The sequence below is a fragment of the Nitrosomonas sp. Nm34 genome (assembly GCF_900113925.1).
Lineage (GTDB): Bacteria > Pseudomonadota > Gammaproteobacteria > Burkholderiales > Nitrosomonadaceae > Nitrosomonas.
In genome coordinates, this window is sequence record NZ_FORD01000007.1 from 1 (window position 1) to 26,384 (window position 26,384).

Below are 26,384 nucleotides of genomic sequence, written 5' to 3' on the forward strand. Positions count from 1 at the left end.
CCGGGCAATAGCGACACGATACGACAAGCTGAAGCGAAATTATGAAAGTATGGTAGCCATAGCGTGTGGATATCTGTGGCTACCTATGTGAAATGTCAACAGACCCTAGGGTGTAGATAAATTAATTTATACAATATTTAATATTGCCTACTTATTTCATTCCCTAATTAAAAAGCGACACGAAAGCGAGCCGCAGACAGTATAAAGAATACGGCAAAAGTGCTTGACAAAATCAGGTTTAATAAGAAATAGAATAATTTTATTAATGAAGCTTTCAGGCTTAACATGGATATCAATATAATGCGCTGTGCTTGTGGCAGCGATAAAAAATACATTGACTGCTGCGCTCGTTATCTCGACGAAGGCGAAGCTGCTTCTAATGCAGAAGTATTAATGCGTTCACGCTACACTGCGTATACCCTTGGTCGAGAAGATTATCTTTTGGAGACTTGGTATCACAGTACCCGCCCAACCTTACTTAGGTTGGCAGATGGACCGTACAGAAAATGGCTCAATCTTGAAGTGAAGCATCATGAACAACTCTCACCGGATTATGCGATAGTTGAATTTATAGCTCGCTATAAAGTATGCGGTCGTGCTTATCGTCTGCATGAAATCAGTCGCTTTGTGTACCAAGCAGGACGATGGTTTTATGTTGAGGGCGATATCCTCTAATCATGTAGTCAAGAAGAAGATCCGATGAGACTATCATCACCTGAACAAATTTCTGCTAGTAACAAACAGACTTATTGCACACCGTGCATCATTTTTTGTAATGTCTTGGTGAGTATAAATAGAAGCAAGGATGCAAGCCCGGACAAAATGACAAAGATCATGAAAAACTCATATAGACCATTGATTTCAAATATTATAAATTTTGGCGGGACAGGGAAAGCAGGATCAGGGTACAAAGAACTTAATGTACCTGCAAATTTGTTTGCAGCTGCAGTTGATAAAAACCACACTCCCATTAACAACGAAGCAAATTTCTCAGGGGCTAATTTTACAACCATCGCTAAACCAATTGGTGATAAGCACAATTCACCAATAGTATGCAATAAATATAGACTAGTTAACCACATAAAGCTCACTTTAATTGCTGGATCCACTCCTTTTACGCCACATGCAATCACGAGATAGCCTATCGATAAAAACAACAACCCGAATGCTTGTTTAGTAGGTGAGGATGGTTCCAAATTGCGTTGGCCTAAGAATGTCCAGATAAAGGCGAAAATGGGAGCTAAAATTATAATAAATACGGCGTTAATCGATTGAAAAAAACTTGCTGGAACTTCTGTGCCGAATAGATTTCTATCAGTTTGTTCTTCTGCAAAAAAAGTTAATGATGCGCCCGCCTGTTCAAATGCTGCCCAGAAAAAAATAACGAAAAAGGCAAGAATATAAATCACCCCTATGCGTTGTTTCTCAATTGATGTAAGCATTTTATCGGCAATGATGGCAGCAGGGCCGATAATAGTGAGGGAAAAAATAGCTGATCCAATGATATCTAACTCCATAAGGCTGTAAAATACGATGAATAAGCCAATAGAGGCCATCGCCCAACTGACTGCCTGAGAAAGCGATATTTTTGGTTCTTTAGCTTCATTCCCTGCTAATACTTTCTTCTTTGGTAACAATCCAATACCTTCACCTGTTGATGTTATGATAAGTTTGTTTTTAAGCAACTCAAATGAAAAAATACTAATGATCATACCAATGCAGGCGGCAAGAAAGCCCCACTTGAAATCTGCTGGATTTCCAGTATCTCCAAAGCCACCGCAAACAAGCGGAGCAAGGAATGCTCCTAGATTAATACCCATATAAAAAATGGTGAAGGCAGCGTCAATACGTTTATCCCCCGCCTGATAAAGTTGACCGACCATGGTAGAGATATTAGGTTTGAAAAAACCGTTACCCAAAATGAGCAATCCCAGGCCCAAGAATAGCATGGGTTGTGCGAAGGCAATATTGCTGTAATTCGCTGCAGATAAAAACATGCAGAAATGCCCCATCCCCATCAAGACTCCGCCCACAAGGATGGTTTTTCGATTGCCCCAGTAACGATCAGCTACGTAACCACCTACTAAAGGCGTTAAGTAAACCAGGCCAGTGTAATTTCCATAAATCTCAGAGGCCAGCGCTTTATCGAAAAATAAAGCTTTGATCATAAACAATGTGAAGATGGCCCGCATGCCGTAGTAGCTGAACCTCTCCCACATTTCTGTAAAAAACAAAAGGTATAAACCGTTAGGATGTTTGGTCGGACTCATGCGTTTTTAAATTTATTACCATTTCGGATTTGCTGAAAATAACATTCTCAATCCTGCAAAATCCGACAATCCAATCTTGATATGGACTTGTACTGAATAAAGAATAAAAATAAGGCAATGATGTACCATTCCATTCCCACATCAAACATGACGCGAAGGTGAGCCGCAGATCGTATCCATAATGCGGCAAGGGAAACCGCCAAAGTCAGTTTTGATTTAGTAATGGAGCTATGTCGAAGGTGTAGGTGCTGAACGTATTATCGGCAGAGCTCGAAGCTTACTTCGCTTTAAACCGCTGAGCCAGTACTAACCCGGCAAGACTGAATACTCCTGCCACTGCCAGGTAAAGACCCACAAGGGATGTACCGCCTATTTCGCTGAGCGTCTGCGCGGCAATCGGAGCGGCTGCTCCGCCCAGAATGCCCCCTGCATTAAAAGCCACTGATGTACCGGTATAACGCACCCTTGCTGGGAACAGCGACGGCAGCCACGCGCCGAGTGGGCCATAGACAAAGCCCATCACGAACAATGCGAGTGATAGCACTGCCCATACTACCCATAACGAACCCGAACCTAAAAGTGATCCAAATATCAATCCTATACCGACCGTCGCAGCACATCCCCATGTCAAAACGCTCACAGCATTGGTCGCATCAGCACGCACACCCGAAACGATGATACCCAGCGCTAGAAACAGAATGGCAGCAAGTTGAACTGCCAGAAAAACCTCACGGTTATATCCCAAGGCAGTCGTGCCATGGGCAAGTGCAAAAGCAGTTGAAAGGTAAAATATCGCGAAACAGGCTACCACTGCGAAAGTCCCGGCGAAGGTAGATAACGTATGATTGCGGATCAACTCACTGATGGGAACCGGAATTGGAGGCTCATGTGAGAGAGCTTGAGCAAATTCAGGCGTTTCGTTGATCTTCAGGCGCACCCACAGGCCTAGCCCGACTAGAATAGCACTGGCCAGAAACGGGATACGCCAGCCCCACGCTGCAAATTCCGCTTCGCTCAATCCTATGCCAATTAGCAGGAACAACCCATTGGCAGCAAGGAAGCCAACAGGTGCGCCCAGTTGCGGGGCCATGCCGAAACGTGCCTGCCATCCCTGAGGGGCATTCTCAACCGCCAGTAGTGCTGCACCGCCCCATTCTCCCCCAAGGCCAAGCCCCTGACCGAAGCGCAGAATGCACAACAATAATGGCGCAACCCAGCCGACCATCGCATAAGTCGGCAAAAATGCAATCAGCACGGTCGACACTCCCATTAGCATCAGTGATGCGACCAATGTCGATTTTCGTCCGATCCGATCACCGAAATGACCGAATAATACTGCACCAAACGGTCGTGCAATGAAAGCAATACCAAAGCTCATGAATGACAGCATCAATTGCGCAGCTGGCGAACTGGCTGGGAAGAACAATGGACCGAATACTAATGCCGCCGCTGTCGCGTAAATATAAAAATCGTAGTATTCGACAGCCGTTCCGGCCATACTTGCAATAAGTATCCGGCGATGCTGACGATAAGGACTGATCATTATCGGTTTTTCCTTCGATTCTTCCGGATTATCATTTATAAGAGAGATGAGCAGCTTTTTTATGAAGGGCGAAGATAATAAAGATGCAATAAATTGTCAAATCTCCGGATTAACGGTCAAAAATTTACGCAATTGCGACTGATTGAAAGAAAAGAATTTTGATTTTTGATATCTTTTTATTTTTAAGGGGAAAGAAATCAGGGTAAGAATACCACTGAGAAGGCTAAATGAGAGTATCAGAGCATATTAGTTATATTCCAGTGAAAAGCAGTCTCAATTTTAAAACTGTTTATAAATTCCAGCGCCAGGTTAATCCCCTCAACATAATGCAAGCTGGATGACGTAAGCCCAGGTTTCATCGGTACGTGTGAAGCGCTTGTAGCGGCTTGTAGATTTTGCTCAGCCAGTTAATTTTTCCCGATGCGGGCAAAGTAAAAAAACACACCTACCATGAGAAAATTGATTACCACTGCAATAACATTCCAGATAACTACAGGCATTGAGTCAATTAAAATACCGTAATATACCCACATGATCTGAAACGAGCCCATAATACCTGCCATGGTAGGATTCATACCTTGAGAACTCCTTCGTTTAAGTATCGCGAGCAAATCTGGAGCGGCTGCAAAAGTGGTACCGAAACCCGCCACAAAACCAACGATCTCATGCCCTTCCATTTAATTCTAAAATATTAATATTTAATATTTTCTCGCGATACCACAGGAGCTATGAATAAATCATGGTTGCTTTACTTTGCGCAGGTATGGCTTCACTGTTTCCCAACCTTGTGGATAAATTTTGTTAGCTTCATCATTGCTAACTGAAGGAACAATGATGACATCTTCCCCTTGTTGCCAATTCACGGGCGTTGCGACTTTGTGTTTTGCGGTTAGCTGCATTGAATCAATGACTCGCAAGATCTCATTAAAGTTACGACCGGTTGTCATGGGATAAGTCATCATAAGCTTGATATTTTTATCGGGACCAATAATAAATACTGAACGAACGGTCGCGTTTGTAACCGCTGTCCGTCCTTCTGCTGAGCCTGTCTCATCTGCAGGGAACATATTATAGAGTTTAGCTACGTGCAGATCAGTATCTGCAATAACAGGATAGCTAACCCGTGAACCACCAACCTCTTCAACGTCTTTCAACCATTTCTCGTGATCATTAAGCGGGTCAATACTAAGCCCGATAATTTTAGTATTGCGCTTATCAAATTCAGATTGAATACTGGCCATATAACCTAATTCTGTCGTGCAAACAGGTGTGAAATCCTTTGGGTGAGAAAATAATACTACCCAATGATCTCCAATCCATTCATGAAAATCAATCCTTCCTTGTGTCGTTTCTGCTTGAAAATTAGGTGCTTGATCATTAATACGCAATGCCATACATATCTCCTTAATTCCAACTTATTAGATGTATATTAAAATCAGCTTAATAGCTATAACTTAACTATAACTTAATATTATTTTTTATGAAACAAACTATAATTGTATCTATGAAGTAAAAGCAATTCTTTATTATCAAATTTTTATTTGTGATAAGGTTAATAGTAGTAGTTAGTATCACGTACGACGTATAACTACCGGTTTAAATAAATAATCATACAGATTAGCAGGTCATCGCCGTATATTTATATTTGCAAGCAGATGAACAAACAGAGAAATAGAATTGTTTTTCAATGATAAATCTGTCACCAAATTGTTCTAATTGTCCTATTTGACACTGATTACTATCCGCAAAAAAACGATTCATGCTGATAAGAAATTGGAAACTGTATCAAACAAATATATCATTCAGCTTGAAGAAAGAATACCTCAGCGCTAATTAATCACTATTTATACTAAATCCAGACTACTCTCTAATCATAACTGCTTTCTTGAATACAGTCACAGCGTCTTGAAAGGAGGTTATCTGGCCACGAAAGCAGCCAATCTTCGGCCGTATCCTATGCCATCACTTCTATAAATTTTTAGCCATAAAAATATGGCACTCTTAGTAGCTTTTTTCAGAAACGCATAGGAAAAATAGCTGATGGTAGCTAGCCCTAGTTGATACCTATCGAAGCAAAGACAAGGCGCATTTACTCAGAAATTCAAGGTTATCACGAGAAAGTTAATCTTAGACATAGCCAAAGATTACTCATGTCGCAACAGCAATAGATTCCTGACCTATTTTCTCAGTTTCTAGCTTAAAATAGAGAATACAATCTCAAAAATAGCCGCCACATACTTTGCGAAGAAATATCTTGAAGTTCGCATGCAATGCCCAGAAGCTCGCTCATTGTTCGGTATTAATAGCTTAAGTCCAAGGCAACGGCTATTTCGAATCACAAGTTATAAAAACATACCCCATCTGGAGTTTATAAATGGAATACCTTAACCAAGCCTGGATCATGTTAAAACTGGGCGGAATCATTATTTTGCCGTTATCTTTGCTGGGTGTCCTCGCCCTGGCGATAATGCTTGAAAAAGCATTTGTTTACTGGCGCTTTGCCCGTTTATCGAACGATTTGCTGAATCTCATCGAAACCTATGGTTTCAAGTGGGAAGATCTGGAAAAGATCCTGTCAGGGCTAGATAAACGCCACTATTACAAGCGGTTCTTTGAAGTGGTAATTTCCAATCGGCATCAACCATTCTGGTGGACTGAGTCACGTGCAGCAGATGAAGCCCAACTAATTGAGAATTCATTGGCCCGCCGGCTCTGGGCGCTGGAAACCATCGTTACAGCCGCGCCGCTACTGGGGCTTGTAGGAACCGTGGTCGGTATGATGAGCGCCTTTCAAGTTATCGGCAATGAAGGCATCGTCAACCCCACCGCAGTGACAGGTGGTGTTGCCGAAGCGCTCATCGCCACCGTTATTGGTTTGGTTATCGCGCTGGTAGCGTTATTTGGATTCAATTATTTCTCACGTCTGCAATCACAAACCATGGATGAAATGGAACGCCTCGGTACACGCCTGATCGATCATATTCGGCTGGATCAAAAGGAAAATATCCATGAAACTACGTAAATCCAGAACCCCACGTAAAGGTTATATCCAGATTATCCCCATGATTGATGTCATGTTCTTTCTGCTCGCGACATTTATGTTGGCTTCGTTATCCATGCAGAAGCTGGATTCTGTGCAAGTTAACTTACCTGAAGGTCAAGCCGAGAAACTCAGTACCGAAAAACCGGTAACTTTAACATTGACCAAGAACAGTGAAATTTTTATCAATAAAGAATCTGTCACCCTTGATACTTTGGCTAGTACGCTCAAACCGCTGCTTCATGATGCCAAGCAAAAGCTGATCGTTTCGGCAGATAATGAAGCACCACAGGGCATTGTGGTTCAGGCAATGCTTCGGGCGCGGAATGCGGGTGTGCAGCATTTTCTGATCGCGGTTCAGCATAAATAATTTATATTCCTTGATAAATAGTTTGATAAAGCCCATAGCGATGAACAGCTCCAGAACAAGGGAAATTCGTTTGTGGTGGCCACTGCCACTGGCGCTGCTAATTTGGCTGATCATCATCTGGGCATTCGGTTTTTTTCTGACAGAGCCCGAAATCAAAGTCAGCATTGATATCCCTGACGCGATTGAAGCGGAATTTCTGGAACTTCCGGAACTTGCACAACCACAGGAACCTGCCCCACCACCATCCAAAGGCATCGAGACACAACCTCAGGATCAAGTGCAGCAAGCAGAAATAGCACCAGATTTGGCAATGCCACCACTTCCGCGCACCAAGCCGCTCGCTCCCCCCACACCACCTCGTGTTAGGCAGGATACGACTGGAACGGTAAAAGCTACACCACCCAAGAAAGAAACCAAAACTAAGATTCCACAAAAAAAGGATGCCGCTGCACCGGCCGATTTATCGGAGTATATTAATCAGAGAAAAATGAAACAAAGTCGGCCAGCCGGTATTCTTGATGGGCTTGAGGACAACAAAAATACTAATACTAAACCTCAGCCCTCAGCGGAAGAGATCAGGATGGCGAAAGTTAAACGCAATCTACAAATACCTGGTACCAGTGGCGTTTTTCAGATTATCCATATTGGCCCGCGCTATGCGCAGTTCTCGTTTCGCGCCTGGACAACTGGCGACATCAATCCGCGGCGGGAATTAATTGAAGTGAAAGCAGGGCCGGACGGCGACATTGAACGTGCAATCATACGCAGAATGATCCAGCTCATTCGTCAGTATCATCAGGAAGACTTTAACTGGGAATCACCTCGCCTTAATCGCGTCGTTGTCCTGTCTGCACGCCCAGGAGATAGCGAGGGGCTAGAAAATTTTCTAATGCGCGAATTCTTTGGAGAACCTATTCCGCCTTATTTGCGCTAAGCATTACAGCTCAGCTGAGCTAATTACCTTGATCGGCTAGGCGAATTATTTCGCACCGAAGGGAATCTGAACTCCGATATTTGCAGCATGATTACCATTGTTAATATTCACACCGCTGTTAAATTTAATTTTCGTCTTATGATTTGTGTGTATGTAATTTATTGCTCCAACACTTCCTGTTGCATTAACTGTTGCACTTACACCATGTCCACTTTTACCTGAAAAATTACCACCGACTGAGTTCATTTGAAGTCCTGTTCCGTCATTCGAAAGATTAGTATCAAATGTGATAGTTCTCTTAAAATTATTGTGTGAGTAGTTTATTGTTCCATCTCGTCTTTCCATATTAACTGTAGCATTTGCACCATGCCCATTTGTACTTGAAAAACTCCCACCAGCTGAGCTCATCAGAGGAGCCGCTTCATCATTCGAAAAATTACTATTAAATGTGACAGCTCCATTCGAATTTTTACGTGCATAATTTATTGTTCCTTCTCCTCTTTCTATATTAACTGTGGCATTTGCACGATGCCCACTTATACTTGAAAAACCACCACCAACTGAGTTCATCCGGTCTTGCATTCCGTCATTCGCAATATTGCTATCAAAAGTTACAGCTCCATTCGGCCCGGATTTAATTGGTATACGTATATTTTCGGCATTTACTGCATTAAAAATTAACCACAAACTTAAACCGAAAATTTTCAAAGTAATATTCAATGTTTAGACTCTCATTTAAAAATTCTAGAAACTAGACTTTAGAGTTTCAGTTTTAGGAAGGAAAATGCCTCAAAACCAAAAAGTGAGAAAAAGCTTGAAAAAAATAGCAAAAAATATCGTTGCCGCCATTTTAAATATATTTGTTTTTTAAACTTTAAACATATTTAGAAAAGCAATCTCTAAGATAAAATTTTATTTTACTTTTACAAACCGCGATGAATCAAACACCCATGCTGCTTTCCTTAGTGAATTGTGTAGATGGATAACATTTCAGGGCATCTCTAAAAATACTTAAAAAAACCGAATTAACCTGAGTGGGAGAGCAATTTTATTGAATGTGCGAGGTTTTTCTGTCCAATAATCAGATTTCGCCTCAACTCATTTCGCGAAAGCTGACTGGCTGTGTTTTTCTGGATTTCTTTACAAGTTAACCCTTGATTCACATTAACAACCTAAGTCTGCGTGAATGATTAAGCCAGCAGAAGTTATGCTCGGCTAGCCTATGACGTGGCGCCCGACGGGACGCGACCTTGGATGTAGAAACGTCAGCCTCAGCAACCACATCCCCTACACTAAAGGGAAAGGCCGGTTCATTCATAGCGACAATGTTTATTTAATAGCTTACTACGTGCTTACACGTATTTTTTTTATCTAATTTTCTCGATATCATAACAACACATCAGTTACAAACACTGATCACTCTATGATTCAATTAATTTTTAAGGAAATAAAATGGCAACAGGTACAGTTAAATGGTTCAATGATGCTAAGGGTTTTGGCTTTATTACTCCAGATGATGGTGGAGAGGATTTGTTTGCACACTTTTCCGCTATCAATAGTAACGGCTTCAAAACTCTGAAAGAGGCTCAACGTGTCACTTTCGAAGTAACTGCCGGACCTAAAGGTAAACAAGCAGCCAATATCAGGTCATTATAAAAATGATCAGAAAAACAAAGAACCTCGGACTATCCGAGGTTCTTTTGTATATATGACCTAAATTACTACGATTTACTCATTATTGTCGTATTGTGCTTTTTTCTGCTCTTGGTATCGCATCAGCTCAAGACGAATAAAATAACCTGATGACCTACAAAATGGTTTTGGCTCATTATTAATCACAATGCTGAAGGAACGATGATGACTGAGAAGGACAGCTAAAAACATAATGTCAACAAATCGGTATAAGATATTTGCCGTGTAACTTGCCGTGTTGCTCGACAGAAGAAGAAATTTAAACCATTCTGGCAAAGTTTGTAGCAAAATCAGTCGCATTACTTTGCTCAGCCAATGTGGCCATTTGAGGAACCAATAATCTTGAATTGAGCATAAAATACCTGTAAAACGCCATATTCGTTACAATACATAGTTGTTTACAAAAAATGTTTCTTTTTATTTGTATAGCAATCATATGCTGCATCAATATTTTTTTGTTCTCACCTCCTCACCTCGTGTGTTCTAAAACACTAATTTTAGTAGCCCCCTAATTAATACAGATGATTTTGATATTGTAGTGTCATTGAGCCAGACGGCTTATGAATATAAAAAAATAAATAATATTCATCTGTAATAATCTATTAATACTATCGAAAGACAGTTCGCGTAAAACCGTTAATAATTTTTGACATAATTTGCAAATATTGGTCAAGAGGGACAGTTTTATTCCATTTGCAATACCAAACTGACTTGATCGGCTTCACCTTGCCGTATTATTGAAATTGCCTGCGGCCCGCCATTGCGCCATTTTTAATTTGGAAATGGAATTAGGACTATACTGAGGCACATATTCAGTAAGAATTGGTGCTGGTATTATTTAATACGCTTTTAGGTCAGGAGAAAGTTAACCTTTTCCTCTAAAAAACTCAATGACGCTGTCAACAAGCAAAAGAGTGCCAATTAGCATACTAATACCGATGACATAAATGAATGTCCATATAACAATACCCTTGATTGGATTGAATATCGGCAGGAAGAGGTTAAGTAAAAAAGTATTTCCAGAAGAGTGGGTAGAATATTGTGCAGCTGAGTATTGAGTGGCTGAGGGGGGTGTCTGATGTGTTTGTCTGTTAATTAAATTCGCTGCTTCCATTTCGGCGATCCATTCATCATGCTCTTGACGTTTGTCAGGATCAGACAACACTTTATATGAGGTGTTGATGATCGCCATGATTCGAGCAGCCTCAGTATTCCCGGGATTCTTATCCGGATGAAATTTCTGTGATAACTTTCTGTAGGCAGCACGAATGACTTTTAGTGGAGCATTACGTGCCACTTTGAGGTTGTCGTAATGGGTATGTAATTTTGCCATGCGTGTTGAACCTAGTAAGGGATTATATTATTTTTGTATATTTTTCATACCGAGGACACTGACAGAAACCAAATTATTACGTCTGCTACATGATTTACTAGCGCGTTACAGTTTGATAATTAAAAAATGCTGCGCTAATCTTTTGATATATTTTTTTCGCAAGCTAATCTCCAGAGCGTTTCTCCAACTGTTCCATCTGCTACAGGTGCCCATTTATCGGGTTGATTATCTGAATAAACGACCTGCCCTTCCCCCATGTTTGAGCTAAATAAAATGAATGCAAGCATTCTCACCTGCCCTAGTTTACAGTCGTATTCTTTTTGATATTTTGAAGATAAAAATTTGACTCCATTGGTTTCCTTCACAGACCTAAAATCCCCCAATGACCACATCTTAATTTTGTTGTCAGCTATTTGAACAGTGTCAAAGTCGGAATAAATTATTGCTGAACCATCGGCACTTTCGTCCACTAAAGACCAGTCAGCCATCACAGCATTAGTTGCCAAAGCAATTATTGAAGCTAACAATATTCCTCTCATACGTATTTATTTACTCCTTTTTTCACTACTGTCCGGCTAGCTATCACCCTATGAGAGATAAAGCCTGAGTGAGCTTGGGGATGGGGTAAAATCGATGTGTTCGAAACAGAAATTTTCCAACCCAAGGATTTAAGTCTAAAACATATTAATTCGATTTCCAAATCAAACATGACGCGAAGGCGAGTCGCAGACAATATCAATTATTGCGCCAAGGTGAAGCGGACAAAGTAAGAAGTGAGTTTTGATTTAGAAATGGGATAACACTGTATTAAACCAATTGCTCAAGCACATCGCCTATTGTCGCTTTGATCGTGCGGTAAAATACCATGTGGGGAATCACCGGATACGAGCGCTCGATTGTCGGACACAATTTGCAGCAATGATTTATGCGCAGTTGGCACAACGGTTTTTAATTCACGACCTGTAAACGGCTTTCAACAGCCATTGTACTTCTTATTTTCAGCCGGGAACAGTACTGATTCACCGCTTCACATTGGCAGATACAAATGCACAACATGCGCCTGGTATCTTTCGCGAAATCATGTTTTGGTAAAACCGAAAGCTTCAATCCAGCCTGCCATCTTCCTGTGAGATCGTGCAACATATGCGCTGCCAGAAACTGCGATGGAAGTTCAATGCAAAGCAGAGCGTGCGTATAGGTGATTGGGAAGGCGATAGTATAATTGGTCAGCACCATCAACTGGTACTAGTTTCCCTGGCAGAGCGGAAATCGCATCATATCCAGGTGGGCTGATTACCAGCCAAGTGAGAATACATATCAGTCATCTATAAATAGATACCCTGAAGCAAAAATCTATTTGTACGGTAACGTACATACTAAGGCTGTTTATTACTGTAAAGTTAAATCGCATTGTGATTCACAGACAAGGCTGAATCAAATTTTTATACTTATATGGTATTTACATGAAAGCATGTTATTCCATTCTATTGCCTGTGAAGCGCAATTTTATTCAATGATTTGCACTTTAAAAAGGAGACTCAAATGGGAAAATATTTTCTAGCCTGGTTACTTGGAGTCCCTATATCCGTGTTGATCATCATTTATCTGTTATTCTAAGTAGGAAATACTCAAAGAGCTTAATAGATTTCGGGCAATATTCTATTTAACGTATTACAAATTGTTTGGAATCTTCTATCCAGCGAATATTTTATGGTCAGGGAAGTGAAAAAGTTCATTGTGAGCTGATATATTGATTAATCAATTATCAAAACTTTTCATTCGATCGGAGAACAAATCATGACAGCTTTAGTCAAAAAAATGGAAGAGCTTATTCAGCTTATATACTGATTAATCAATTATTAAAAATTTTTATTCGAACGGAGAACTAAATCATGGCAACCACAGGTGATTTCAATAAAGAAGCAGCTTCAAAGGGAGAACAAACCAAGGGACCGACAGATAGTTATCGGGTTGATGATAGCAAAGAAATAGATCAGTTAAAAAAAGAATTTAGTGCCCTTCGGTCTGACCTTGGATCATTGGGAGCCACCCTAAAAAACCTTGTTGACAAGCAGAGCGAGAAAGTTGTCGATTTTGCTTCAGATGCAAAAGAAATTGTACGCAGTCAGGCCAAGGCGACTGAAGAAAGTGCAGAAAAGTACATTAGAGAACGGCCACTTACGAGTACTCTGGTTGCTTTTGGTAGCGGTTTTGTAGTTGGTTTGCTACTGAGTAATAAACGCTAAACGGTTAACGACATAAATGTTGCCAAAATTAGTTGGAGATATTCTCGCTACAGAATATGCAAAACTAAGGCGAGGCACACTCAGGCTGGCCTTAATTATATCCCTACTGGGCTTAGCTGTAATTATAGTAATGATTGGCATGATTTTCATACTTTTTGGTCTGTATGTGTCATTGGCAGAGACAATGAAACCGTGGGAGGCAGCAGTAATCGTGGGTGGTGGAGTGGTATTTGTTGCCTCCATCTTAATCCTGATCATTGTCAGGCAAGGGCGCGTTGCCCCTAATATAGGTAGCCCTGTCTCCGAGCAATCTACTCCCGGATCATTGGCGGCAGCCTCAGTAAAAGAACTTACAAGCAAACAGAGCGAGAAAATTGCCGACCTGGCTGAAAATACCGGAGAAAGTGTTGAAAAGTATATAAGGAAACGACCGCTTACTACTGCTCTTATCGCTTTCGGCGGTGGTTTTGTTGTCAGTATGCTACTGAGGAATAATAAACATAAACGCTAATTAATTTATGATATAAATATTGCCTAAATTGCTTGGAGATATATCGTTATGGAATATGCTAGATTATGGCAAGACTTAATCAGGTTAGCCCTAATTATATCTTTGCTGGTATTGGCTGTGATAGCGATGGTAGTAGGCATGGTTTTTGTGTTTATTGGCTTGTATGTGGCGTTGGCAGAAACAATGAAACCATGGGAGGCAGGGATAATTGTGGGAATTGGAATAGTATTTTTTGCCACAATCTTAGTCCTGATCTTTGCCAGGCAAGGCCGTGCTGTATCATCCAAAGGACCCCCTATCTCCGAGCAATTTACTCACCATTTCAATGCTCAGTTAAAGCAAATAGCCGGCAATACTATTGCTCAATCCAATATTAAAGGCAGCGATATTGTATTGACAGCGTTAATCGGTGGAATAGTACTTGGCGCGAGTCCGCGTCTACGGCAACGAGTAGTAACTACCCTACCATCTCTGATTAAACTTGCCGGACAAAAATTTTTGAGTTAAACAACACATATAGAGTAAAAAAGCTTAATTCTTTTAGCTTTATGGCTTAGCCGACCAGGTAAAGTTGGGCGTTGGTTTGTCAAGATTTCATCATGAAGCTAAAACTACTTCAAAATCTTAAGCTGTTTTGCGAAATTATTTTATTTCTAAAGCAAAACTGGCTTTGTCGGCTTCACCTTGCCGTTTTATGGATACTGTCTGCGGCTCGCCTTCGTGTCATCTTTGATTTAGAAATGGAATTGTAGGTTATCAGGAAGCTGTACCTAGAGATTTCTGCTGCCTATAGAAGACGTTGTCGTATCGTTTTACCGTTATTCTATTCCTGGTTATGCTCATACGCTTGACCTAGCCACTGGCTAAGGGATGATTGGCTTTCGCCATCTGCATTGCTTGCCATCAGTTTGGGCAGTAATGTAACTGCATCTATAGAGGCAGTCAAAGTATTTCTGGAGCATGGTCCGATAAAGCCGCCAGCATGGCTTGCAGACCTTCCTCTCTTCGGTGCAAGACTTGATAGCTACTGGCAAGGACTCATTTCTGGTGAAAATGAAGCGGTAATGCTCTTCAAAGAATTACTTGATCCACACTGAAATTTTCTCCTTAACCTTGGTATTTTAATCGCCCAAAGCTTGCTGCAAATGGTATTTGCTGGATTCATTGGCTTCTTTTTCTATCGTGACGGTGAAGCTCTGATACAAACACTACACAAAGGAAGGATGAAGCTTCTTGGCTTCAGTTTCAGTGTAGATCCTCTAGCCACGATTCATAATATCGTGACTGGGGTTGTATATGGAATTTTTGGCGCAGCATCAGCACAGGCTACGCTGCCACTATTGTTTTTTTCATTGCCGGAATACCAGGTGCTTTCTTACTTGGGGCCGCCACTTTTGTTTTATCATTAATTCCGATGGGCCCTGCTCTATTATGGGGCGGCGCTATGTTTGGTTTGTCTATCAAGAATCCTACGGCTGGGCAATCTTCATGATATTATGGGGTACATTCGTGATCAGTAGTATTAACAATTTCGTCAAATCTTATCTCATTAGTCGTAAGCTATCATTGCTTCTCATTGTTTTTGGGATAACTGGTGGCATCACAGCTTACGGTTTTATAGGAATTTTTATTGCCCCCCGGTTCTCGCAGTAGGTATCACCCTGATCCAGCTAGGGACAGAACGTCCGGCAACAAGTACAAAAAATCCTCCATAAGATCCTCCTCATTAATATCCAAATCACGCCCATAATGTCTACTCTCTGCAGATTTGTAATTCCATTTTCAAATCAAAAATGACGCGATAGCGAGCCGTAGATAGTATCCATAAAACGGCAAGGTAAAGCCGACAAAGTCAGTTTTGATTTAGTAAATGGATAATATTTCACTTAGGGTAAGAATACTTATCAGCCGTCTATAAACAGGCAGCGTCAAGCAAAAATCTATCTGTACGGTATCGCACATACTAAAGCCATTTATTGCTGTAAAGTTATATCGTACTGTGATTCACAGACAAGATTGAATCGAGTTTTTATAACATTAACATAAGAAATATATAGTTTGTTACTCTATTCTATCGCCTGTGAAATCTTAATTTAATAGCTTGAATTTATAAAAGGAGGCTCAAATGGGAAAATATTTTATAGCCTGGTTACTCGGAGTGCCTACATTTGTGTTAGTCATCATTTATCTGATCTACAACTAATAAGTAGGAAATATTCAGAAAGAGCTTAGTGGATTACAGGCAATGTTTTATTTTAACGTATTACAAATTGCTTGGAATCTTTCGTCCAAAGAACATTATTTGGTCAAAAAAGTAAATAAACCTACTTAGCTTATAAACTAATTACTCAGTTAACAAAACTTTTCATTCGAATGGAGAACAAATCATGGCAATGACAGATGATTTTAGAAAAGAAATGGATCAGTTAAAAAAAGAATTTAGTGATATTGGTTCATTGGTATCGTCAGTGAAGGAACTTGCAAACAAACAAGGCGGAAGGGTTGTCGATATGGCTGAAGATACCGGAGAAAGTGTGGAAAAATATATTAAGGAGCGCCCGCTTACTAGTGCGCTTGTCATTTTCGGCAGTGGTGTGCTTGCCGGAGTGCTACTGAGCAATAGCACTAAACGCTAAACAATTAGCAAGGCAAATGTTACAGAATTGCTTGGAGATATTATCGCTGCGCGATATGCAAGATTAGACTAAGCTTAACTATCAAGCTAGTATTAATTATATTCTTGCTGGGATTGGCTGTGATGGTGGAGAGTTATCATGATTTTTCTGCTTGTTGATTTGTATTTGTCGTTGGCAGAGACAATGAAACCGTAGCAAGCAGGAATCATTATGGAAGAGGAGTAGCATGCTTTACCACAATCTTAATCGTGATTATTGCCAAGGAAGGCTGCATTGTATGATCTAAAGGTAATCCATCTCCGAGCAATTTAATTATCATCCCACCGCTCAGCTTGGACCAAAAATCGGCAATACTATTGCTTAATCTTGCTCAATCCAATGCTCAAAAGGAAGCAGTATTGCATTGATAGCATTAATCGGTGAAATAATACTCGATGCCGAGCCGCAGACAGTATAAATATGTGATACGAAGAAGCCAACAAAGCAGTTTTGGTTTAGAAACGAAAAAGCATTCAAAGCATCACCGGCAAAATTCACTGACCAAATAAAAACAAAAAAGGCCGCGTATCAGTAATTGATAGGCAGACTATTTTTAGAAGCCCGGAATTCTGGAACTTGAATATTTTTTTCTAATTGAAATTTACTTAATCGATAATTTATTTTTCATTCAATTATTAGATAAACTGACTTCTTGTCTAGAGCTGCATCAAGTGCCATTTCCCGATGCATAGCCGTTTCTTCCATATTCTCTTTGATATATTTTCATACTGGCGAATATTAGCTTCAGTATGTGACTGAACATCTTGTCCTCGTTGCCCATAATAATAAACGATGTCTTTCATATTTTTGCAATAACTTTTTCTGTGCCCGCAGTTTTGCTTTCATCTCATTGCCCGCATCTTCCGTAATGTTTAGCGATAGCATTATGATGATTAGCGTCAATAGTATCCACACCCATACGAAGAATTTCATCGCTGTGATTACTTGCTATCGGGTTCATTTGAGCACAGCCTGATAAAAAACCAACTAAACCCCAATATTGCACGAAGAGAAGTGGCAATTCCTAAATAATCCTTTATAATTCAGTTACCTAGACTGAACAAAGAAAAGGAATTGCTAGTAACAAAGTGTACCGAGGAATCATTTAGTTTTCCAGATATTAAAAAGCGTACTGTTGAAGTAAATAAATAAGGTAATCTCCCGGCATAGCCGGGAGATTACCTTATTTATTGTTTCTTACAATGATATATCAAAATGATAGCGATGCTTATGCTATAACTTTGCTATGAGGTTGATTAAAAGAAGTAGATAACAGATAAAAAAGCTTGTAATTGCATAACTTGGCAGAGTTATTGCCACAAGGGTCGACACAGAATTCTTCTATGTAACTCTTTTTTATTACATGATACTGCTTGCAGAGTGAGAGTGCGTAATACACAACCCACAACGCTACAATGCTTTTTTATAAACTTGCACATCAGTAAAATAATTTTTAACTTAAAATTTGTTTTCTCGCTGTAGATAATTCTTAAATAGAACTAGCTGGATGCAAATAATATACTGATGATTAAAAATCCTATATAAAAAAGAGCAATAAAATTATGGCTGCGATAGGAAAGAAAATTGATATTAAATAGCGGACGAGCTAAAAAAGCTCTTTTTCAGAATTTCAAACTAAAGGGCGCCTCTAAAAATTCAGAGTTCTAAACAACACAAAGCGAGAACAAAAATATTGACGCAACATATCACTGATAGGTAAGAAAACATTTTTGTGAATAGAAGTATTGTGACGAAACGGGGTAAACATACAATCCGCGAAGCGGATGCTCGCAAATATGTGTTTTTAGAGAAACCCTAAAGATATTTCCAGATATCCAACTAATCATTTAGAAAAGAGGACACAATGGAAGCACAAACAATTTATTCAATTTCAGTAAAGAAAAATGATGGCAGTGATATGGTTCTTGATAAGTATCGAGGAAAAGTATTACTGATCGTCAATGTCGCCAGTCAATGTGGTTTTACTCCTCAATATGAAGGCTTAGAGGCATTATATCGACAGTATAAAGAAAAAGGGTTGGAAATTTTAGGTTTTCCGTGTAATCAATTTGGCCAACAGGAACCGGGTAATGATGAAGAAATTAAAAAATTCTGCTCACTTAATTATGATGTGACTTTTCCTTTATTTGCCAAGATAGAAGTAAACGGTGAAAGTACTCACCCCCTTTATCAGTATCTGAAAACCAAACAAAAAGGCATTTTAGGAACAGAAACGATTAAGTGGAATTTCACTAAATTTTTAGTTGATCGCAATGGCCAAATCGTTAAACGTTTTGCCCCGCAAACGACGCCAGCGGAGCTCGAAAAAGAAATTAAATCACTACTATAATTGAGTAAGTGCAGGAAAAAATAATCATCTTTTTAAACGGGAACTGAATGTATCGAAAGCTGATCTAATTGGCTGATATATGGATGACTGATCGGAATTTCCTTCATTCCAACTCAATTAGCACATAAATACTGGAAAATTTGTGGCGTTTCTGCTGCTTCGGATGAGTTATTCCATTTCTAAATCAAGCAATGATGAGAAGGCGAGCAAGCATAGACAACATATATAATGCGACCAAGAAAAGCCGACGACGCCAGGTTTGGTTGAGAAATGAAATTAATCTGTGTTCATCGCACTACAGTGTAGTGACAATAATTGCTTGCAATAAGTAATTCAGTCAATAAACTGGCAGATATACAAAATCTATTCAGACTCGAATTGAGGCAATCCCCAAAATTGCGAAAAGTTTATCAAAATTAAGCATCAGAGATAAATAATGAAAGTTATTATTGTGGCAACATTAAGTTTATTAATGATTGTGGCATCATTTACGATGGAGAAAACTGTGATATCGAGCCCTTTAGAATCCCATCCAAATACCAGTTCAAAGACAGATTATATTGTCTTAGGAATGGGCTGCTTTTGGGGGGCAGAGAAGCGTATGAGCGAGATTGCCGGGGTTGTTGATGTCGAAAGCGGTTACGTAGGCGGTGATTCTTCGGGTGTTGGCTACCAGCAGATATTGAATCATGAGAAGGCACTACGCGCAGGTAAGGCCACAGGACGAAATCATGCTGAAGTGATCAAGGTAACTTTCGACCCAGAGAAAGTAACGCTGGAAACTGTGTTAGCGAAATTCTGGGAAAACCATAATCCAACGCAGGGTGACCGTCAAGGTAATGACATTGGTAGCAATTACCGAAGTGCCATTTATTATCATGACGCAGCCCAGAAAGAATCTGCACTGGCAACACAAAAAGTTTATCAGCAAGCATTGAATGCTGCCGGCTTCGGTCCGATTACAACCGAGATCCTGGCACTGAGAAACTATATTACAGCCGAGGAATACCATCAAGACTATCTAAAGAAGAATCCCAATGGATACTGCGGCCTCGGCGGTACGGGAGTAAAATATCCCGCATCTGGCCAGAAGGCTGCACAAAATGCCCCATTAAGTAGTGAAGCAATTACTGATCGCCAAGAGATGCTGGACGGCAAAGATTTAAACTTTTCACAGCAATTAGTTATATTTGAAGCTGAAAATTGTGAATTCTGCAAACTGTTTGACAAAGATATTTTAAACCGCTGGCAAGCAGAAATTCCTGTCATTACAACGATAAACACTAACCCACCTGCCGGTTGGACACTGGAAAAACCGCTATTTGCCGCTCCCACCATTGTACTGTTCAGGAATGGCAAAGAAGTTAGCCGATACACGGGATATAACGGAGAACAATCCAATTTCTGGAAATGGCTGGGCTTTCAGTTATTATCGCCGGAACAACAAAAGATTGCCTTTGAGCAAGGCACCGAACCACCGTTTACTGCTACCATTTTGGACGAAAAACGTCCTGGAAAATTTGTTGACCCCGTTACTGGTGCTATACTTTTTCTTAGTCAGACGAAGTTCGATAGCAAAACCGGTTGGCCCAGCTTCTTTGATCCCATCGAAGGATCGGTAACGCTCCATGAGGATAATTCTCATGGCATGAAGCGGATCGAAGTTCGCAGCGCAAGCTCCGGCATTCACCTTGGCCACGTATTTAACGATGGTCCGCCACCCAGCTTCAAGCGTTATTGTATCAACGGTAATGTTCTGAAGTTCATTCCAGATTAATTGAGAAGAATCGCATCTGCCCTGTTTATCCTTGTGGGCAGGCATCAATGAAGGAGTATCAGCCTATTCCTGCTAAATCAGTGCCCTTCTGATGGCATATTTTTTCCTTTTTTATTTACTGATACTACTGGGTATTTCGCTAATCAATAAAATTATGCTTATCTCTCAATTTGATTTTGAGCGTCAAATACCCTCTGCAAAGCCGAGCTGAGTTTATTTTATTTCTACAAAATAAATGGAAGAGCTATTTGCTTTATTAACATTCAACCAACATGTGAGATGCAAGAAAAAACATACGTTATTCCATTTCTAAATCAAAACTGACTTGGTCAGTTTTATCTTACCGTATTATTGAGATACCGTCTGCGGCTCGCCTTTGTGTCCTTTCTGATTTGGAAATGAATATGTGGAAGCAGGCGTATAAATCCGTATAAAAATGATTCTAAGTCAAAAGCTTAGTTATTATTTTATTCCTCAAAAATCAGGAAAGAGGCAAGCTGAAATCGTTTATTCATGCGGCACTTATAATTTTTGCGGAAAGGATTTTAAGTGAAAAAGATTCCTTGATTGCCTATCACCAAGAGTTAAATATACGTGTTTGCACGTATATTTCTAATCAACACTTTTTGATATTCTATTAATACATTAAAGCTCATTCATTCTGTCTAATCTCGTATTAAGTTACTGCCCACTACAGTAGCATTCACGTGATAAGTTTATAGCTATAAATATAATTTGGTAGTTAAAACTTAATTTCGATCTAGTCGGCTCAATAATCATCTTTTTATGTGCATTCAGATTGAGCTCAAACTCTGTTTTAGCTTAAAAGGAGATTACCTATGTCTATTGCCTATTCCCAGATTCCCCATAATCCACACCAGAACTATCTCCTCGCTGCCCTGCCTATAGATGAATTGGAACAACTATATCCTCATCTGGAATTGGTGCCGATGCAGATGGGGGAAATGCTGTGGGGGCCAGATCTTGAACTGAATCATGTATACTTCCCTACCACCTCGGTCGTGTCTCTACTCAATTTCACGAAGGATGGTAAATCAACCAAAATTGCTATAATCGGCAATGAGGGACTAGTCGGACTGCCCCAATTTATGGGTGGAAATACCATGTCAAATATTGCCGTGGTGCAGGGTGCTGGTTATGCATATCGATTAAAGGAAAGTTTGCTGAAACAGGAATTCAATAATGTCATGCCGATGCAGCATCATATACTGCGTTATTCTCAGGCACTGCTCACGCAGATCGCACAGACGGCTGTGTGCAATCAGCATCATTCTGTAGAACAGCAACTCTGCCGTTTATTACTATTATATCTTGACCGCGTGCCATCGGATGAATTGACAATGACACAAGAAATGATCGCAAATATGCTTGGTGTCCGCCGTGAAGGCATTACTCAGGCGGCCGGTAAATTGCAACGCAAGAACATAATCCACTACTCGCGAGGCCACATTAAGGTGCTCAATAGACCGCGCCTGGAGACCGAGGTTTGCGAGTGCTATAAAGTTCTCAAGAAGGAATATGATCAGCTACTTTCCGACTTGATCACAATGCGATCAACATTATTTAGAAAAAAATCAAGTTTTGACCTTTCTACATACTGTGAAAATAGAAGGAAAGCGAGTTGACAAATTATCCGACAATTTAGGAATAGGACAATATGAGTAATTTTTCACATCCGCACTTATCTGTATTAGTTTCGATCTGATCGTAAAAAGCACTTGAAATAAAGAGCGTTACCGAGTTTGATATGGGTATCGAATCCTTAACCAAACATAAGAGAGGTAACGCTTATGCACCATAGTAACAACCCAATCATCAAGCACAACGCAGGATGACTGAATCTTGCCGAAGAACCTCAAAGTATCTCAAAAGCCTGCAAGATTATGGAGGTGTCCAGAGATACGTTTTATCGCTATCAAGAGTTAGTAGAAACAAACGGTTTAGAAGCGCTGATTAATCAGGACCGTCGACCAGCCCAGCGACTAGACTAATAAAGAAGTTAAAGGGACTGCGATGGCAGAAATGCTCCCTTGCCGGGATATTCTTCAATAGGCCTTTGATGGTTTGAATAATTGAGCATTTATGCAAAAAGAGCTTGTTAAACAGCGGTAACAGCTTGTTTTTCATGTTATTGCAAGTCAATGAATACCGCAGCATAATGACTAGCTTGGAATTGAGCTTTAGGTGGAGCACAGGACAGTCAGGTCATTATAGGAAATCAACTACCGGTTACGCATGCATAGCTTTATTCGATTGCTCAATCTCGTTAAGAAATTTGGATGGAGATGAAGAGCTAATTGCCAAATAATCTTCCGATCGTGTCAAAGCAACATATAACAAACGCCTATCTGATTCCTCGTCAGTGTCTCCAAATGGTATGGGAAGATGATCTGCCCATAGTAAAATAACAGCACGATATTGCAAACCTTTTGCTGAATGCATCGTTTGAACTTTTAGACCTGGCTCAGAAATACGTTTTCGAGATTCTTGATCCCTATTAACCCATATTACGGGACACAATTCTTCTAAACTTTTTAGTAAATCGGAAAATACTCCTTGATCTTGTTTATTCAGATAGGGATATAGAATACCTATTGAATTCGGATCTGTTTTCGGATTTAATGGTTCTATAACATGCCCAAACCAGCGGCCATCAAGAAGATCTTTAACAACTTTAAGTATGCGAGTATTCTCTTCGTAGCGTGTATTTGATTTTATTAAAAATGGCTTAATTCCTGTTGGACGTTGGCATTTATTTGGATCAACCAGGATTGATAAAATACCATTTTTTTCTTCTGAACCTTCTGTATCACCTCTATGAGCAAATAATGCGGCCAACTCAATAATTTCCCTGGAATTTCTGTAATTCTTATCTAGATCAAATTTCTTGTAAATTGTACGTCCACGCGCCTGAATACCAATATCTGACCAAGAAATTGCGCGGTTTACATAAAGTCCTTGATTACCATCCCCCACAATAATAAGGTCACCATCATAGGGATCTTCCATGCTTTCCAGTGCACATCTAAACCAAGTTGCATCAAAATCCTGGGCTTCATCAATCATTACTAATTGATACTTTCCCGCATCGCCATTGCCATTTTCTAGAACCTGCAATAATCGTCTTCCAAGTGATTCACTTGATTCATTATTACGACGTACCACTCCGTTACGTTTTGACCACCCATCAAAATGCATCACAGTAATATTCGAACAATCTGCTAAACATGACTTCAAGTAAACTGATAAAGCAACGTTATAACAAAGCAATAAAACATTATCATTTGGACGTTGAGTACTTATAAGACGTGCTTTAGAGATTAAAAGTACTGTTTTTCCCGAACCGGCAACACCAAAAATAATACGATGCCCATCACCAATTTTTCGAGCGTTCTGTTCCTGCTTGAGGTCAAGCACCTTGATACTAGATGTCGTAGCTGATGATTCTGATCTATTAGATGTTGAAATAATAATTTCCGGATGAATAATTGATCTTAAAATATCAATTTGTTCTTCTGTTAGTACTGGAATTTCCCAATAAGGATTAAATTTATCTTGAAGAATTTTGCATACATCATTTTCTGATAAATCCTCGTTATCTGCCCACTCCATTAAAACATCCCGAGTGATATTCTTTTCGACCGAAAAAATCGAAGTCAGATCTCCTGCAGGATGATTTAAAAGATGATCAGAGGTGATATTCGACAAGACAGCGAAATGCCCAAAAGGAAAAATAAATTTATTTTGCTGCTCTCCTTCTTTTACCAGTAAGCGTCTACAAGAAGGATTTTCTCTACATTGATCCATGAGTGACAGCATGTAGTCTCGAGCTTGTCTTACTGGATGGTTATAACGGACTTCACCGTGCTGCCCTTTTATCAAAACTGAGTTATGGTCTGTTGCAATAATTTCTTTCGCATACCAACCCTTAACTTCAATAATCATTAACCCCATATCCGGACAGATGATTACAAAATCCGGATACCGATTTTCAACTATAGGCTCATAATATACAATGTAATTATCGGGTAGCCGTTTAAGGATATTGAACAACCTTTCCTCTCCTTTGGAAGCACGATGAGGAAGTTGATCTGGAATCATTTCAGCCATAACTTAGAGTTCCTTTTTACTCAGGATTTATCAAATAACTATTTCCGACTATTCTAATGTCATGGATCAAAACTTGAAGGGTAATTTTTTATGGCTGTTTTGTGAGACTTACCGACACATCGATAAATAACTTATGCGATGTTCAAAATCTTAGTATTTTGCATGCTAGGTAATTGAGTTGATCTACTGCCCAACACGCTTGTTCTCCGGAAACACCAATCCATTTTCTATTTTTTGTAAAATACTGTCGTCCCAATTCCGTGCTGTTTTAAAAATGACGCGAAGGCGCGCCGCAGAGAGCATAAATAATACAGCAAGGTAAAGACGACAAAGTCAGTTTTGATTTAGCGTGAAATAACACAAAATTTGGACACAACATACTCTCACGGTCGAATGCCGCGATGCGGAATATCGGCCTATTGAGTGCTTATTCAGCTATCTCTGCCAAGCGCCACCCTTGGTACCTCCAGGATTGGATAACGAGCAAGCATTCCAGAATATATTTATATGAGGTGGGCAGCCAACTGACAATAACCGTGGGAAGAGAAGCGTGCGGTTAGGGACGCCATCGAAGACTATTACTGGCCATCAAGCATTCCTCCGCACACATCGCCACTCTTCCAGTATGGGGCAACAGCATAGACCGCTGGTCGATTTTCCCCGCAAATTATATAAACATAGGCCTCATCCTACCAGCCACGAACCTTAACATTCAGTCTGTAGCGCCTGTCGGTAGCAACCCGCTGGCACTGACTCGACTACTGACGACGCGCGGTAAACGTCCCCACAATAAACTTGGTGACCACTGCACGAAACTCGTTCCCTCCGTCGGTAATCACGAATGCGATCGGAACCGGATCAGCGATCGGTGTTCCCGGAAATACTGCCTCGCTGGTTCCAGTGCCATCCGGATTGACGCTGTAAACGCAGCTCGTCGATGTTGACGGAATGGATTGCCCGTTCACGTTACCGATCGAGCTCACTATGCAGCCGCCCTCGCCGTCGAAGAAGATGCGCCCCATGCTCGCGAAAGGTAGCGCCGGCACCACTGGCTGATTCGGCCCGCTAGCGACGAGCGCGCCGTACGATGAGTTGAACCCGTAATAGCCCTTGAGGCTATGGTTGCTGAAACCGTCTCCACCCCCGACATTTCCATCGTCTCGCTCCTCGGCCCACGCTAGCGAGATACCGGCCATTACTGCCACTACAGCTAAAACACCTACGAAAACTCCTACCCTAAACCACTGCAAGCTCGCACGTCGTTTCATGATTCTTCCTCCAAATATAGGAAAAATAAATACCCTTTTTAATAAGAACCGAATACATCATGTTGGATCAACAGCAAAATATTTTAGTTCTGGCCCATTTTTACCCTTCACGCAAAAAACGCCTAAGGAGAACGTCAGCGCACTCCTGGAATGTACTGAAAAAAGCGAGAATAAAAAATGTTGCTGCAGCATATAACTGATAGGTAAGGAAACCTTTTTGGTAAACAACGAAGTATTATGACGA

At 40.4% G+C, this 26,384-nt stretch carries 24 protein-coding genes and 3 pseudogenes; 17 read left to right on the plus strand and 10 right to left on the minus strand.

The features are described from left to right. Together BM283_RS17945 and BM283_RS04525 are read left to right on the plus strand one after the other, a co-directional pair. A pseudogene (locus tag BM283_RS17945) lies at positions 1–91 on the plus strand (IS5/IS1182 family transposase); the annotation flags it as partial. 194 nt (positions 92–285) lie between these two features. Beyond that, positions 286–675, plus strand: coding sequence for a YchJ family protein (locus BM283_RS04525; RefSeq protein ID WP_217646439.1), 390 nt, complete (start codon positions 286–288; stop codon positions 673–675). A 71-nt stretch (positions 676–746) separates the two neighbouring features. Here the strand turns inward: BM283_RS04525 and BM283_RS04530 are convergent, their stop codons facing one another. The 4 genes from BM283_RS04530 to BM283_RS04545 all read right to left on the minus strand — a co-directional run bounded on the left by BM283_RS04530 (position 747) and on the right by BM283_RS04545 (position 5,207). Beyond that, positions 747–2,270 (minus strand): peptide MFS transporter, encoded by a 1,524-nt coding sequence (locus tag BM283_RS04530; protein WP_090690139.1) that lies wholly within the window; start codon positions 2,268–2,270, stop codon positions 747–749. Positions 2,271–2,547: 277 nt separating this feature from the next. After that, positions 2,548–3,813, minus strand: a complete 1,266-nt coding sequence (locus tag BM283_RS04535) for an MFS transporter (protein ID WP_090690141.1) — start codon at positions 3,811–3,813, stop codon at positions 2,548–2,550. A gap of 407 nt (positions 3,814–4,220) precedes the next feature. Beyond that, positions 4,221–4,490: a SemiSWEET family sugar transporter gene (locus tag BM283_RS04540; protein ID WP_090690143.1), complete on the minus strand. Its 270-nt coding sequence runs from the start codon at positions 4,488–4,490 to the stop codon at positions 4,221–4,223. A 60-nt stretch (positions 4,491–4,550) separates the two neighbouring features. Next, positions 4,551–5,207, minus strand: a complete 657-nt coding sequence (locus BM283_RS04545) for a peroxiredoxin (RefSeq protein WP_090690146.1) — start codon at positions 5,205–5,207, stop codon at positions 4,551–4,553. Between the two features lie 980 nt (positions 5,208–6,187). On the opposite strand from BM283_RS04545, the gene BM283_RS04550 reads away from it, so the two are divergent. The 3 genes from BM283_RS04550 to BM283_RS04560 are packed head-to-tail and all read left to right on the plus strand — an operon-like array spanning position 6,188 to position 8,157. Then, positions 6,188–6,835 carry a MotA/TolQ/ExbB proton channel family protein gene (locus tag BM283_RS04550; RefSeq protein WP_046849021.1) on the plus strand — a complete coding sequence of 216 codons (648 nt, stop codon included), beginning with the start codon at positions 6,188–6,190 and terminating at the stop codon, positions 6,833–6,835. Further along, positions 6,822–7,223, plus strand: a complete 402-nt coding sequence (locus BM283_RS04555; protein WP_074667422.1) for an ExbD/TolR family protein — start codon at positions 6,822–6,824, stop codon at positions 7,221–7,223. The genes BM283_RS04550 and BM283_RS04555 overlap by 14 nt, the downstream gene beginning before the upstream one ends. 40 nt (positions 7,224–7,263) lie before the next feature. After that, positions 7,264–8,157: a hypothetical protein gene (locus BM283_RS04560; RefSeq protein WP_090690148.1), complete on the plus strand. Its 894-nt coding sequence runs from the start codon at positions 7,264–7,266 to the stop codon at positions 8,155–8,157. 45 nt (positions 8,158–8,202) lie between these two features. Here the strand turns inward: BM283_RS04560 and BM283_RS04565 are convergent, their stop codons facing one another. Further along, the gene (locus tag BM283_RS04565; protein WP_090690150.1) at positions 8,203–8,877 is read right to left on the minus strand and encodes a hypothetical protein; all 675 of its coding nucleotides are present in this window, start codon (positions 8,875–8,877) and stop codon (positions 8,203–8,205) included. A 732-nt stretch (positions 8,878–9,609) separates the two neighbouring features. On the opposite strand from BM283_RS04565, the gene BM283_RS04570 reads away from it, so the two are divergent. After that, positions 9,610–9,813, plus strand: a complete 204-nt coding sequence (locus BM283_RS04570) for a cold-shock protein (protein WP_090690153.1) — start codon at positions 9,610–9,612, stop codon at positions 9,811–9,813. A 901-nt stretch (positions 9,814–10,714) separates the two neighbouring features. Here BM283_RS04570 and BM283_RS04580 read toward each other — a convergent pair. Together BM283_RS04580 and BM283_RS04585 are read right to left on the minus strand one after the other, a co-directional pair. Beyond that, entirely contained in the window at positions 10,715–11,182 is a 468-nt protein-coding gene (locus tag BM283_RS04580; protein ID WP_090690157.1) for a J domain-containing protein, read from the minus strand. A 134-nt stretch (positions 11,183–11,316) separates the two neighbouring features. Then, positions 11,317–11,721, minus strand: coding sequence for a surface-adhesin E family protein (locus BM283_RS04585; RefSeq protein ID WP_090690160.1), 405 nt, complete (start codon positions 11,719–11,721; stop codon positions 11,317–11,319). Between the two features lie 271 nt (positions 11,722–11,992). Here BM283_RS04585 and BM283_RS20480 point away from each other — a divergent pair. The 11 genes and pseudogenes from BM283_RS20480 to BM283_RS04640 all read left to right on the plus strand — a co-directional run. Next, positions 11,993–12,148 (plus strand): annotated as a pseudogene (locus BM283_RS20480) (DUF4372 domain-containing protein); the annotation flags it as partial. Positions 12,149–13,074: 926 nt separating this feature from the next. Continuing rightward, positions 13,075–13,428 carry an ElaB/YgaM/YqjD family protein gene (locus BM283_RS04595; RefSeq protein ID WP_139225190.1) on the plus strand — a complete coding sequence of 118 codons (354 nt, stop codon included), beginning with the start codon at positions 13,075–13,077 and terminating at the stop codon, positions 13,426–13,428. Positions 13,429–13,444: 16 nt separating this feature from the next. Beyond that, the gene (locus tag BM283_RS04600) at positions 13,445–13,939 is read left to right on the plus strand and encodes a phage holin family protein (protein WP_090690165.1); all 495 of its coding nucleotides are present in this window, start codon (positions 13,445–13,447) and stop codon (positions 13,937–13,939) included. A gap of 48 nt (positions 13,940–13,987) precedes the next feature. Then, on the plus strand, positions 13,988–14,446 hold the full coding sequence (locus BM283_RS04605; protein WP_254776167.1) for a phage holin family protein: 459 nt from the start codon (positions 13,988–13,990) through the stop codon (positions 14,444–14,446). A gap of 401 nt (positions 14,447–14,847) precedes the next feature. Then, complete coding sequence (locus BM283_RS18655) at positions 14,848–15,036, plus strand: hypothetical protein (RefSeq protein ID WP_175492029.1); 189 nt, start codon at positions 14,848–14,850, stop codon at positions 15,034–15,036. Between the two features lie 48 nt (positions 15,037–15,084). Further along, positions 15,085–15,348 carry a hypothetical protein gene (locus BM283_RS18660; protein WP_175492030.1) on the plus strand — a complete coding sequence of 88 codons (264 nt, stop codon included), beginning with the start codon at positions 15,085–15,087 and terminating at the stop codon, positions 15,346–15,348. Positions 15,349–16,326: 978 nt separating this feature from the next. Continuing rightward, positions 16,327–16,575, plus strand: coding sequence for a hypothetical protein (locus BM283_RS04615; RefSeq protein WP_090690168.1), 249 nt, complete (start codon positions 16,327–16,329; stop codon positions 16,573–16,575). A gap of 1,903 nt (positions 16,576–18,478) precedes the next feature. After that, positions 18,479–18,964: a glutathione peroxidase gene (locus BM283_RS04625; protein ID WP_090690173.1), complete on the plus strand. Its 486-nt coding sequence runs from the start codon at positions 18,479–18,481 to the stop codon at positions 18,962–18,964. Between the two features lie 436 nt (positions 18,965–19,400). Next, a complete protein-coding gene (gene msrA, locus BM283_RS04630; RefSeq protein WP_090690175.1) occupies positions 19,401–20,741 on the plus strand; it encodes a peptide-methionine (S)-S-oxide reductase MsrA in 1,341 nt (446 codons plus the stop codon). 839 nt (positions 20,742–21,580) lie between these two features. Continuing rightward, positions 21,581–22,387, plus strand: a complete 807-nt coding sequence (locus tag BM283_RS04635; RefSeq protein ID WP_090690178.1) for a Crp/Fnr family transcriptional regulator — start codon at positions 21,581–21,583, stop codon at positions 22,385–22,387. Positions 22,388–22,597: 210 nt separating this feature from the next. Continuing rightward, positions 22,598–22,732 (plus strand): annotated as a pseudogene (locus tag BM283_RS04640) (helix-turn-helix domain-containing protein); the annotation flags it as partial. On the opposite strand, the gene BM283_RS20485 reads toward BM283_RS04640, so the two are convergent. From BM283_RS20485 to BM283_RS04655, 3 genes are all read right to left on the minus strand, one after another. After that, positions 22,716–22,919 carry a transposase gene (locus tag BM283_RS20485; protein ID WP_090690181.1) on the minus strand — a complete coding sequence of 68 codons (204 nt, stop codon included), beginning with the start codon at positions 22,917–22,919 and terminating at the stop codon, positions 22,716–22,718. The pseudogene BM283_RS04640 and the gene BM283_RS20485 overlap by 17 nt on opposite strands. 72 nt (positions 22,920–22,991) lie before the next feature. Further along, the gene (locus tag BM283_RS04650) at positions 22,992–24,872 is read right to left on the minus strand and encodes a nuclease-related domain-containing DEAD/DEAH box helicase (RefSeq protein WP_090690183.1); all 1,881 of its coding nucleotides are present in this window, start codon (positions 24,870–24,872) and stop codon (positions 22,992–22,994) included. Between the two features lie 758 nt (positions 24,873–25,630). Next, the gene (locus tag BM283_RS04655; RefSeq protein WP_090690186.1) at positions 25,631–26,140 is read right to left on the minus strand and encodes a hypothetical protein; all 510 of its coding nucleotides are present in this window, start codon (positions 26,138–26,140) and stop codon (positions 25,631–25,633) included. Positions 26,141–26,384 lie beyond the last annotated feature (244 nt).